At 44.8% G+C, this 12,881-nt stretch carries 9 protein-coding genes; 3 read left to right on the top strand and 6 right to left on the bottom strand.

The window, feature by feature from the left end; all coding sequences use genetic code 11:
• Positions 1-744 precede the first annotated feature (744 nt).
• The 5 genes from CXF83_RS11685 to def all read right to left on the bottom strand — a co-directional run bounded on the left by CXF83_RS11685 (position 745) and on the right by def (position 8,648).
• A complete protein-coding gene (locus tag CXF83_RS11685; protein ID WP_101091902.1) occupies positions 745-1,275 on the bottom strand; it encodes a DTW domain-containing protein in 531 nt (176 codons plus the stop codon).
• A 303-nt stretch (positions 1,276-1,578) separates the two neighbouring features.
• Positions 1,579-4,752, bottom strand: a complete 3,174-nt coding sequence (locus CXF83_RS11680) for an error-prone DNA polymerase (RefSeq protein WP_101091901.1) — start codon at positions 4,750-4,752, stop codon at positions 1,579-1,581.
• A complete protein-coding gene (locus CXF83_RS11675; RefSeq protein WP_101091900.1) occupies positions 4,752-6,329 on the bottom strand; it encodes a Y-family DNA polymerase in 1,578 nt (525 codons plus the stop codon). Before CXF83_RS11675 ends, CXF83_RS11680 begins: the two co-directional genes overlap by 1 nt.
• An 18-nt stretch (positions 6,330-6,347) precedes the next feature.
• Positions 6,348-7,928 carry a translesion DNA synthesis-associated protein ImuA gene (gene imuA, locus CXF83_RS11670; RefSeq protein ID WP_101091899.1) on the bottom strand — a complete coding sequence of 527 codons (1,581 nt, stop codon included), beginning with the start codon at positions 7,926-7,928 and terminating at the stop codon, positions 6,348-6,350.
• 225 nt (positions 7,929-8,153) lie between these two features.
• A complete protein-coding gene (gene def, locus CXF83_RS11665) occupies positions 8,154-8,648 on the bottom strand; it encodes a peptide deformylase (protein ID WP_101091898.1) in 495 nt (164 codons plus the stop codon).
• Positions 8,649-8,947: 299 nt separating this feature from the next.
• Here def and CXF83_RS11660 point away from each other — a divergent pair, with 299 nt between their 5' ends.
• A complete protein-coding gene (locus tag CXF83_RS11660) occupies positions 8,948-10,660 on the top strand; it encodes an MFS transporter (protein WP_101091897.1) in 1,713 nt (570 codons plus the stop codon).
• Positions 10,661-10,748: 88 nt separating this feature from the next.
• Here the strand turns inward: CXF83_RS11660 and CXF83_RS11655 are convergent, their stop codons facing one another.
• Complete coding sequence (locus CXF83_RS11655; RefSeq protein WP_101091896.1) at positions 10,749-11,423, bottom strand: hypothetical protein; 675 nt, start codon at positions 11,421-11,423, stop codon at positions 10,749-10,751.
• A gap of 222 nt (positions 11,424-11,645) precedes the next feature.
• Between CXF83_RS11655 and CXF83_RS11650 the strand changes: the two genes are divergently transcribed.
• Positions 11,646-11,999 carry an MGMT family protein gene (locus tag CXF83_RS11650; protein ID WP_232775096.1) on the top strand — a complete coding sequence of 118 codons (354 nt, stop codon included), beginning with the start codon at positions 11,646-11,648 and terminating at the stop codon, positions 11,997-11,999.
• Between the two features lie 32 nt (positions 12,000-12,031).
• Positions 12,032-12,823, top strand: coding sequence for a DUF3108 domain-containing protein (locus CXF83_RS11645; protein ID WP_101091895.1), 792 nt, complete (start codon positions 12,032-12,034; stop codon positions 12,821-12,823).
• The last annotated feature ends 58 nt before the right edge of the window (positions 12,824-12,881 follow it).

The raw sequence follows: 12,881 nt of genomic DNA, 5'->3' as shown, positions 1-12,881 counted from the left end.
TCCAAACTGTGACATAGCGATAAAACAAGCCGATGGGAATAATAACGGTGCTATTTATTTTTGGTGTTCACCCTCGCCTTCACCTCCTAACGACCAAAGAAAGCATGCCTATTTACCATTCTACGCACCACCACCATAAGCACACTAACACCCTGATAAGTAACAGTTAAAACCCATTTGACTGAAAGTTATTGGTAGCGCGATCTATCACATATTTTGATTCACCAAATAAACAGCTAAGAGATAAAGCCTCAGCATTTATGACGAGTAAATCATGCGAAATTTCAAGCCGAAAAAGATTAAAATAGTCTGGTGTAAGTGATTTTGAGGATGTCCAAAGTACGGGTTACATGTAATAGATGTTACACGCGCCGATACATGTGTAACGTGCAGTGGCTCGGACTAATCTCAATATAAGAGGAATGTAAAACTCTTCTGCAACTGAATTGGCAATAAAAGCTAGTTCGGCGATGGCGAACATCATCCATATTTAAAAGACAGTTCGGTCTATTGCTAGATAATTCTATCTTTCAACAAAACTTGGACGTTAACGACCGGAATAACACTGGGTTAAAAGCACAATACTTAAACCATATATAGAAGAAATCATTGTAAAATAATAACTTTACTCTAGAGCTGTTGAACTGTTCTCTTTACAAAAAAGAAGCGCAACGCTCAACCCCGGCAGTTAAGCTATTTTGGAGCACGATGTGGCTTGTCACCGTTAGGCATTCCCTATGAAGATTACTTCTGCATAAGAGCAAATTTTTCAGCTAATTGGGCCGCCTGCTTAGGCATATTAGCTGCCTTAAATAACTCGATAATGCACTCTGCGGTACATAATCCGCCATCCACTTGGTTGCGCCTGAGGGTAAACAGAGAGTCCTGCTGTGAAGATATCGAATATTTCTGCGCATTTTTCAAATAATCACTTCGGCGCAGCATCTTTCGTGCTTCCTGCCACGTCGCATCGAGAATGACTAAGGTTGATGGCATTGCCGGTTCACTTTTCTGTTCATCATGCAGGACACTTGCGACTTGGCTGTTTTTTTCTGACGAGCTAACTAAAGCGGCTAACTCTGAAGGACTATCAATCTCTTCTGGAAACAACAGCGCACAATCAGCTGTTTGTAATTGTTTAACCAGTACAGCATCGGGCGAGGTTCTTGCCCATATGATCCGTGTGCAAATGTCAGGGAAGCATTCAAGTGCTAATTGCCCAGTGTTACTTGGACGTGTCACTTCACGCTCATGAGTTAGTAGAATTATTTGCAATGTCTGTACCCAAAAAAAGACCCAGCCAGATTATATCCCAAATGACCTCGGAAAGCAGAATCCAGAATGTGGAGAAATGGTAGAATTCAAGATCGTTAATTGCAGCTTCATTAACGACATACCCACCGTCTGTGGTGCTCTTCTGAAATCACAGCACACGTTATGCTAGGCTTTGGTATCCTCGGTCACGGCTCCTGCATTATTGATCCTGGACACATTTTGCTAATACTCATATCACTCATACTCAATTCGCGAATAAAAACACGTATTTATTAGACCCTATTATCAAATGAATAATCGTCATTAATGAAAATCTCTTGAACGTACCACTAATTCATTCAGTGCCGTAGAAATATCAATTAGCTTGCCAGCCACAACATGAGTCACTCCAGATTTTCGTTCTAAAATACCACTCACCTTCATGATTTTAGACACCAAATATGCCTGCCGTTGCGCTCTTGCTGTTGCGCTCCAAACGATTAAATTCACATTGCCGGTTTCATCCTCTAGGGTAATAAACGTCACCCCTGACGCAGTGCCAGGCCGCTGCCTTCCGACAACAAGGCCAGCGACCGTGACCACTTGCCCGCTACGGCACTCATCGAGTTGTTCTGCCGTTAGACAATGCTGTAGACAAGGTTTATCCCGTAATAAACTCATCGGGTGCTGACCCAGTGTGACTCCGGTATAGGCATAATCGGCTTGCATGGACTCAGCAATGCTCGGACAGGGTAACATCACCTCTGCCGCCTTAAATAATACAGCACGCGCTTGCGGGTCAATGTTGTTTGCTCGCGGAGGCTCCCCTTCAAACTCCGAGGCATTGTCAAATAAAGGTAAGCTTGGCTGACATGCCGATAACTGCCAACGCACTTGATGACGGTGACCTGCGACCTTGATAAACGCATCAGCACTGGCAAGTGTTTCCAGTTCATGGCGAGCGATGCCTAATTGATAAATCTGATCAATATGAGAAAAACCTTGCTCTGGTCGCTGCTCCATCAATTTATCAATTTCGTTTCTATTAAGCCCTTTCACCAATCTAAATCCTAAACGAATCGCCTTTGAGCCATGCGCTGCTGCCACGAGTGTATGTTGCCACTGGCTTTGATTGATACACACGGGTAACACAACAACGCCGTGGCGCTGTGCATCTTGGATCAATTGCGATGGGCTATAAAACCCCATTGGTTGGCTGTTTAATAATGAACAGCAAAATGCCGCGGGATAATGATACTTAAGGTAAGCTGACACATAGGCTAATAATGCAAAGCTTGCTGAATGGGACTCTGGAAAACCATACTCGCCAAAGCCCTTTATCTGCTTGTAGATCTGTTGTGAAAACTGAGCCGTATAACCTCGGCTTTGCATACCGTTGAGTAGCTTACCCTCAAACTGCTGTAATTCACCCGATCTCTTCCAGCTTGCCATCGCCCGCCGCAGTTGATCCGCTTCCCCACCCGAAAAACCCGCAGCAACCATTGCCAGCTTAATCACTTGTTCCTGAAAAATCGGCACGCCCATTGTTCGAGACAACACAGATTCAACCTCTTTGCTTGGGTAAGTCACCTTCTCTAAACCGTCTCGACGCCTTAAATAGGGATGCACCATATCCCCTTGAATGGGCCCTGGGCGGACAATAGCGATTTGCACCACTAAGTCGTAATAGCAACGCGGCTTAAGCCGCGGCAGCATTGACGTCTGTGCTCGCGATTCCACTTGAAAAACGCCGATACTGTCGCCACGTTGTAGCATGTTATAAACAGCGGCTTGCTCCCACTCCACCTGATCCATCGTAAAATTATGCTTGGGTGTGCTGAGCAGTTGAAAACATTTCCTAATAGCGGTCAGCATACCAAGCGCCAGTACATCCACTTTTAGTAGCCCTAGGCTTTCTAAATCATCTTTATCCCACTGAATCACGGTTCTATCGGCCATCGCTGCATTTTCAACGGGCACTAACTCACTTAATGGACCTGAAGAGATAATAAAGCCACCAACATGCTGCGATAAATGCCTTGGAAACCCTAAGATGCTCTGCACTAGCGGCAATAAATGTTTGCCCATTCCCTCGGTTGGTACCAAGGATTTATCTTGTAGCTGGGTTAACCAATCCGCTTCACTGTCACGCCTATCAATGCTGTGCTGCATATGGTCTAAGTGCTGTTTATCGATGCCTAATGCTTTTCCAACGTCTGCCAGTGCGCTTTTAAAACGGTAACTTATCACTGTCGCTGCCAGCGCCGCCCGCTCTCTGCCATACTTGCGATAGATGTATTGAATGATCTCCTCACGGCGTTCATGTTCAAAATCAACGTCAATATCAGGAGGCTCATTGCGCTCTTTAGAGACAAAACGCTCAAACAGCATATTCACTTTTGTAGGGTCAACCTCAGTGATCCCTAAGCAGTAACAAACAACTGAGTTAGCCGCAGAGCCTCGCCCTTGATGCAAAATTTGTTGTAACTTGGCATATTGAACGATATCAAAGATGGTTAAGAAGAAGTATTCGTACTGCATCTCTTTAATCAAGATAAGCTCTTTTTCGTACTGCAATGTCACGCTTGTTGGAACATGGTCGTTAAAGCGGCGCATAGCTCCTTTATAGACTTCTTGCGCTAAATACTGACTCGCTGATAATCCACTCGGCACCACCTCACTTGGGTACTCATATTTAAGTTCATCAAGGCAAAAATCACACTGCGCGGCGATAAGTAATGAGTTATCAATCCACGCCTTTGGGTAGCGTTTATATATCGCACTCATCGGTTTAAGCGCCGTTTCGGCGTTGGCTAACAAACGATCCCCCGCTTGTGAAAGTTCAGTGCTATAACGGATGCAGGTGAGTATGTCTTGCAGTTTCTGCCTTTGCTCGCAATGCATACGAACATTACCTGCCGCAACACACGCCATGTTTAACTGACTGGCAATTTGAGTCCACAACTGGATCTTTAATGCTTCGCCAGCCACTAAGCTGCGCTCCATCAGTAGATAACAACGCTGAGCAAAAACATTGCGGATAGACTGACCAATGGCGAGCATCTTAGTTTGATAAGCCTCTAGTTGCGGTGATAAATCGCCTAAATCACTGCGAATTGGATTAAGTGACGTCGGTTGCCATAATAAAATGGTGCGTTCTAAACCTTGCTTTAGTTCACTAAAGTGCAGTTGATATTCGCCTTTTGCAGCTCGGCGACGGCTGGTTGTGATTAATTGACTAATTTGCCCGTAACCACGGCGATCCATCGCAAGCAGCACAAACACACCTTCTGCTAATTGAAACTCCGCGCCCACCAGCAACTTAATCTGCTGTTTTTTGGCAGCCTCATACGCCTTCACGATGCCCGCAAATGAACACTCATCGGTAATCGCAATCGCTTTATATCCCAGTAATGCGGCTTGTTCGACCAACTCGTGAGGATGAGAAGCTCCTCGAAGAAAGGTGTAATTAGAGATAGCATGTAGTTCGGCGTACATTAGCCAAACCAGCCATGTAAGAAAAAACCACGGCTATCTTTAAATACCCAACATAATCCGCCTAGCTGATGACTCGCAATATAGTAATCACGGCATATGGCTGGCTCCTGCCACCAGTGTGTTTGCAGTCTTTCAGGTCCTTTTAACAGCTCAATCATCTCAATCGAGATCATTTCAGGTGTCGTCAACAACCAACTTGGACGGCACGCCCCCACGCTGAGGCCTGTCGTCGGATGGCCAAGATCAGAGAGTTGTTGCAATGACTTGATAACGGGTCTGTGCTCTTGGCTGGTAGCGGAAAGATCCGTTGCTTGCCAACTCTCTTCAGGTAAATGAGCAGAAGTTGCCAGCAGTCCTTTCACCTTATCGCTACCCAGTCTTGCTTGTAGCAGCGCCATCAGCCGCAAAGCTTTCTCTGAACGTTGCCCCTGAGCTGCCTGTTGTGGTCCAAACCAGTTGTCATTAGCAATCGTAATAGGTACAAACTTGTCGACAGAAATCACCATTTCAACCACAGGTTGATACAGAGTGACACGCTCTAGTTGCATACGGCATAAGCTTAATAAGTTATCACTGCGATGCTCGGCAAAGGGGTACTGAATAATAATATCAAGCTGACTGCGCTCGCTATCACGGTAGATGAGGGTCAATTTAAGCTGTTGAATCGCAAGTTGGCGTTGCTTTAAGTAGCTCGCCATCTCTTTGAGCATTCTACCTAACGGAAAAACAATCCCTTGCATCAATTCAACTTCATATAATAAAGACAGTTTTTGCAGATAAGTTTCCTCTGGCTCAAAATAGGTTAACGGATGCGGTATAGCGCCCGAGATTTTTGCCAGAAGTTGCAGCAGCTTGGGGCCGAATCGTCGCCCTAGTTCCTTATCCGGTAAAGTGCACAAAGCCGCAAAAGAGGTCACGCCAATATCGAGAAAGCTTTGCCTTAAAAAGCATGATATCGGTAGTGAGGCAATCGGTAATTGACTAAGTAACGCATGGCTCTTATCAGGATTAAGGGATTCACTTTGGGTCACTTCAGCCATGACTGAAGACTGCTGCGCGAGCAACTGTGCCGCTAAAGGTGTTTTGCCTATTGCAAGAGACACCTCTAAACCATAGGTTTTGGCTCGTTGAGCATATTGCTCAATAAGCTTATCAATACCATCGAAAATAAGCGCCATGGAACTGACTTCAAGCAACAGGGTGTTACAAACAAACTCATCGACATGTAACTTCGCACTCGATTGACCATCTTTGTGTGCATCATGCACCAAGGCGCAGCGCAGGGGCACGACGCGTGCACTAAACTCATAGCTCCATTGGCATAGCCAATCTGACGCTTGCTGATTAGTGGAGGCGTCGAACTCAGCTAACATCGCCGACGGCGTTAAACTTTGCGCGGTAGAAAGGCTCATCCCAACCGTCACTCCAGCTTTGTGACTCCCAGCGTCAAGTGCCAGCACGTGTAAAGACTTAGGGTCATACAATAGTACTTCAGCGCTTTGATTTAGCTCATTGCGGTAACAGAAGTATTGTAGTGCCCACTGTGGGTAATGAGCTGCTAGCCATAACATATCCATTAGCGACCATGCATTAGGTTAATGAATTTTGCTAGGTGATGTTGGCGCCCCTTGCTGCAGCGTTTTATAAGACTCTGTCCATCTATCTTGAGCAGAGTCGTTATAAGATGCAGCAAGCGATGGTTGACTGTGACGCTTTACCTCTGCTGACAATGTCGGTGTTACTAACGTTGCCTGCTCTATTGAATCGCTCACCAGTTCACTCAAAGGCGCTTTAAGATAATATGTCGGCTGCAGGCTTAATCTACGTGTTGGCTCAAGCTGCAACGATAAGTGGTTTTCTCGCTCAGCCTCAGCTGCATGATAAATAACAGAAGATGAATTAGCTTTTTTGCTCGCTCTCTCAGCGTTTACCGCTTCGATGTGTACAGCCAATATTGATCGTCTGCTACTTGTGACTTTAACCGCTGCACTCTTATTAGTAACAGATAAGGTGTTAATAACAGATAAGGTGTTAATAACAGATAGAACCTTATCACCCGCAGTAGACGGTAATAGTGGGCTACTGATTACAGCCCTATAATCCGCCAGCCCTTTAATTGCGCTAACTTGCGCTTGGCACAGATCCTGACCTATCAAATCGATATTAAGTGAGGCGCTACCGGACAAGTCATCATTTAGCGAAGCGTTATCAATCAAACAAGCACTGACACCCAATAGACTTTCTTTTAAATGAGGAGGCAGCAGCGGTAGACTAAAGACAGGGCTAGGCCAGCCACCACGGCGCTTAATAATATTGATTTCAGTCATCCCTAAATGACTATTTGAAAATCGACTTAAACTTGGCTGCTGGCGCTCAGTCAGCTTGGGCACTAATTTCAACATTGATGCTTCGACGATAACGGCTTTTTTGTTATTACTGTCATTGGCATTTAACGCCGAAAAGCACTGTCTTTGCAGCACTAAACGTAAATTCACTGGGTGTGACAGCTGTGCATTCGTTGTCGGTAAATAGAGCATACACAAGGCTTGGCCTTTCTCTGCAGCTAGCTGCAACCTTCTCGCCTCAGTTATCGATAAACTGTCTAGCCAAGCTAATACTAGTGGTACGCTGCCACTCGCTAACGCTTGTTCAATGGACCACAAGCGTTCTTTTCGCTCTTCAGTATCTATCCAGATCAAGCGTTCCACATCCAACCCTTGTTGTAACAATGCTTGCGGCGAAGGGATGTGAGGCGGCGCCACCAGCATCACCAGCATCACCATGGAATCATTAATTTGTGTTGATGACACACAGTGGCTTATAAGTTGTTTCAATAAAGGCAACACGATACTGAGCTCACCTTGACCCACACCATCACATAAAATTTCGCACACACCGATTTGTGGCCAACCATTATCAGCAAGATTTTTATCTAACAATGAAAAACCCGTCGGATAGGCTACATGTTGCTGCTGCCACTGCTGCCCACGCCAAATGTCTTGCCGTTCTAACAATTGATTTAAAGAACAGGTTCCTGTTGTATTAGCGCTGGTAGCGGTCTTGCATATTCGCTCAGCATTGACGATCACCGGCTTGCGGAAACTGGCACTATCAATCGGCTCTGACGCTTCTTTATCTTGTAATACCGAATATGCCTTTGCGCTTGATTGATCCATGTTTCCACCTGTCTGTGAGATAAAAAAGTACTCATCATTTGAGGGCCTACCCTTTGATAACAGGCGTTATGATCCTTAAATTTAAATACTGTATATACATACAGTATAATTATCTTTATTGAGATCGCAAGTACTCGATTCAGATCTGCAAGCCAAAAAAAACGCCCCTCAATTGAGGGGCGTTATTAAATAATGCGTTTGTGTATAAAATTTTAAGGCAAGAGCCTAATATTTATACTTTTTCACTTTCTTGAGCGCTATTTGCTGCTTTAACATCGACAGGTGATCGGTGAACACCACACCCTTGAGATGATCCATCTCATGTTGCAGTACAACGGCAAGAAACTCATCGGTATCGATCTCGAATGCTTGACCTGTGCGATCTAATGCAGTGACTTTTACGCCTTCATGACGATTCACTTTCGCACGATAACCAGGAATGGACAAACAGCCCTCTTCCCCTTGAAAATCACCACGCGTTTCTACCATTTCAGGATTAATCAATACCATCGGCTGATCGCGTTCTTCAGACAAATCGATAACTAAAATAGCATGCAAGCTACCGACTTGAGTTGCTGCAAGCCCGATACCATCCTCGGTGTCGTACATGGTTTCAATCAAATCATCAATAAAACCCTGCACCGCATCAATATCCTTAACCGGCTCAGCTTTTCGTTTAAGCCGCTCATCAGGGATCGTTAAAATGTCTAACACTGCCATATCATTATCACACTAGTATTAACTAAAAAATTTCGCGCTATTATGACCGAATCGACAATAAAGGCAACTCTTGCGAGTCTTAACTTACCGTACTCAGCCCCTGTTTGCCCCGAAAAGAGGCCGTTCAGATGGCAACCGTTACGATACTGAGAATAAAGTCGATAATATAAGCTCGGGAATTATATTAAATTACGGCGCTTCCCTTAGCGCGAAAACGATTCAAAATCACACAATACGATCCATTTTAGTAACAGCTATGTTAACATCCTTAAAAATGTATAAAGTATACGGATGATAATATGACACAAGCTGTGCGATCCCCCTTACCCCCGACATTCTTTGTCGCAAATACCATGGAGATCTTTGAACGACTCGCTTGGTATGGCTTTTTTGCCCTTTCATCGCTCTATATGACCTCGCCAGAAAATCAAGGTGGATTAGGTTTTTCTGATCAAGAACGTGGCCTGCTACAAGGTATGATCCCCTTTTTCTTGTACCTTTTCCCAGTACTGACAGGCGCACTTGCCGACCGTTATGGTTACCGGAAAATGTTTCTAATTTCTTATGCCATCATGTGCCCCAGTTATTATATATTGGGTCAGGTCGATAGTTTTATGGGCTTCTTTGTTGCCTTCATGGGCGTGGCTGTAGGCGCTGCGTGCTTTAAACCTGTTGTAACAGGTACTGTCGCCCGTACCACCGATGACACTAACCGTGGCTTAGGTTTTGGCATATTTTACATGATGGTCAATATTGGTGGATTCTTAGGGCCATTCGTGGCGGGTTACGTGCGCGCCATTAGCTGGGACTGGGTGTTTATTATGTCTTCATTCTGGATCGCACTTAACTTTATCCCTGCTCTGTTATTCTACAAAGAGCCAACGGATCAAAATAGCCAAAAAGGTAAACCACTCAAAGCCGTTTTCAGCGATATTCAAGAGGTCCTCGGTAATGCTCGTTTCGCGATTCTATTTTTCGGTACGCTGATTATATTAATGTCTTTTGGGGCTAAATGGATCACCGGTGAAACGACGCTTATTATCTATGCCTGTTGGTTCAGTGCCCATCTTATTTGGGACAAGCTGGCTTCATCTCAAAAAGGCGCGCCATGGTATGGCCAAAAAATTAGCCTAGGTAACAAACCATTTGTTATCTACCTGCTTATTTTATCGGGCATGTGGATGGTGTATCAGCAAATCTTTATTACGCTACCTATCTATATCCGTGACTTTGTCGACACCACTGATTTAGTCTTGATGCTAGCTAACTACCCAGACTTACAGCAGTTCTTTGCGCCCGTCGATATCAGCTTACTGCAATCAGAAGTCACCCGCTTAGCACAAGAGTTCAGTGCTGGAACCTTAAATGCGAAGCAAGCCTATTTTGAACTGGTTCATGCCAAAGTGATGGTACCAACAACCGAAATAAGCCAAGCATTTACCGCTATTGAGCAAACTCCAGCCTTGGCAGTGCAATACGCCCAGAGCTGGGCCAGTGAACATCGCCAAGTGAACCCTGAATACCTTATCGGGCTTAACTTTTTATCGATTGTCATGATGCAACTACTTGTTAGCCGTTTTGTTGAGCGCTTCCAAGCGCTTCCAGTACTGGTTGGCGGAACCATTATCCTCGCACTAGGCACAGCCATTGGTGGCTTAGCGCATGGCGCAATCATGGGCGGTGCAATGGTACTCACCTCGATTTTAGTATTCTCTATTGGAGAAATGGTTGCCTCACCAAAGAGTCAAGAATACGTTGCTAGTTTTGCACCTCATGATAAAAAAGCCATGTTTATGGGCTACTACTTTGTCTCATCGGCTATTGGCTTTTTACTGGCAGGTCCATTATCTGGCTACCTTTATAGTGAAGTTGCCAAAGGTGCTGAGCGCCCAGATATGATGTGGTTTATTATTGGCGGACTCGGTCTACTGACTGCGTTCGGTTTAATTATTTTCCATAAATTTGGCGTTACACCACACGCGCAAGACACCATTGACGGCGAGCTAGCTTAAGTCATTCTGCCTCAATTAACATGTTTAAAGCCCACACTAATTTCATTAGCGTGGGCTTTTTATTGTGTACGATGTTATTGCAACAGCATTAAAACTGAGAGCGAACGGCAAATACCCATTGGGTGTCATCAGTTTCAATATTTTCAAGCTTTTCCCAATCATACTGATAACGTACCACCCATGACCACTGAGGGTTCACTTGGTAGCCCATTGCTAACCAGGCCCTCGCATCAAAACGCTCAACACCATCAATCCCTGCATTACCTCTGGCATACAGTTCGCTGTACCAATGTTCGGTAATCGGTTTTAACACTGTGATACTGGCGTTAGCCGCGGTACTGTCGGTATAAGACTTAACCGCTAAATGGTTAACGGCAAACTCAGTAAATACTTGGGTATTTAACCAGCCTTTATGCTCATGCATCAAACCCAGTTGATACTGATAATGGCTGGCTTTTCCTTGAGGGGTATCGGTTTTACCATGATCAATCGATGCTCTAAGATGCCACTGATTAGAGGATGAATATAGATAACCCAAATGCCATTTATCACCTCCGGTATTAGTGTTGGCCGAAAATTTTTGATGGTCCGTCGCCAAGGTGCCACCAACGTTGAGTACATTGTCAGTAAAGCCAACATACAGCGAATCACTTAGGTTGAGCGGATCCGCAATATGACGATACTGCTCAGCCACAGCAGGTAGAGAAACAGTAGATAGCAACAGTAACGAGCTAAAGAGAGGGTTGATGACCTGCGCAGACATGATATATACCGTAGAAAAGCGCTATTATTACTTTAGCGCTAAGTCTCAGCAAGAACTTTTACCTTATATTACAACGCATTAATAAAGTAGCAGCATGCTGGCAAAAGTTTAACAGGCGTAACCAACCTTCGCGTTATCAACCGCATTAATGATCTGCTGACAATCTTGTGATAGATCCCGATACACGATAGAGTTTAAGAGAAAATAAAGGGATAGTGATTCATGGAAAGCGACAACAAAGCTTCACCTATGACGCAAATATGGCATATTGTGTCTATGATCCCTGCAGGGAATGTCAGTTCTTATGGCAAAATTGCAGATTTAGCCGGGCTACCAGGCAGAGCACGTTATGTGTCTAAGGCACTTAAAGCCGCACCTGAAACACTAGCCCTACCTTGGCATAGAGTGATTAACAGCCAAGGCAAGATTTCGTTTGCCGAACATACTCAACCTTTCAGGGATCAAATGGAGCTGCTACGCAGCGAAGGCGTTATCGTCAATCGCGGTCGAGTTAAGCTGTCTGATCATGAATGGCGACCTGATATGGCAACATTAGTGCTTTCAATACCGTTTTAAAGCACATTAAACACTGTTTTAAGGAGAGATTTTTGTCTAAAAAGTCACGTATTTTATTTGCTGCTAGCTTGCTATTGACGAGCTATCCCCTCACAGCTGACACTACGCCTTTGACTCCCCACACAGCTGAATATCAAGTCAACTATGGCAGTATCGAACTGGGTCGTGCGCGTTATATTTTATCGGCCCCTGACGGAGGCGTATTCCAATACCGTTTCGACAGTGATGTCAGTCTGCTAATGCTCTCCGATCAACGCCATGTTCGCAGTGAATTCACACTCCAAGACAACCAGCTAGTGCCAATGCGTTACTCTGTCGAGAGAACTGGAACCGGGCCTGATTTTAGAGAGCAAATCGCTTTTGCTAAGGGGCAAAATGTGGTTCATAGCCGTTATAAAGATGAACGAGCAAAGTTCCCTTACGACGCCGAGCTGTTTGATGCTCTAATGGTGCAGTTACAATTTAGGCTCGATATGGCCGCCAATAAAGAAGAGCTACATTACACCATGGTGAAAGAGGGAGAAATTGATGACTACGCCTTTAAAATTGTCGGCAAAGAGCGCGTCAACATTGACAGCGGCAGCTACCAAACCTTAAAGTTTGAAGTTAAGCGTGACAGTACCAAGCGACAAACATTTTTCTGGATGTCACCAGAATTAAGCTATCTCCCCATCCGCTTAACGCATTTTGAGAAAGGCAGTAAACAACTCGATATAAAACTGCTCAGTTATAAATTTGAGCAAGAGGCAACCGTTGTTACGCCAGTAATAGCCGAAACCGTTAAGCCAGAGACCACTGCATCAGGCAATACAATCGAGCAATAACTAACATCAACGTCCAAACCAAACATTAAAAAAGCGCGGATAGCCATTAGCTAACCAC

This window comes from Shewanella sp. Choline-02u-19 (assembly GCF_002836205.1).
Taxonomy (GTDB): Bacteria; Pseudomonadota; Gammaproteobacteria; order Enterobacterales; family Shewanellaceae; genus Shewanella.
Note: the sequence above shows the minus strand (reverse complement) of the source record. Positions and strands in the feature narration are given on the sequence as shown.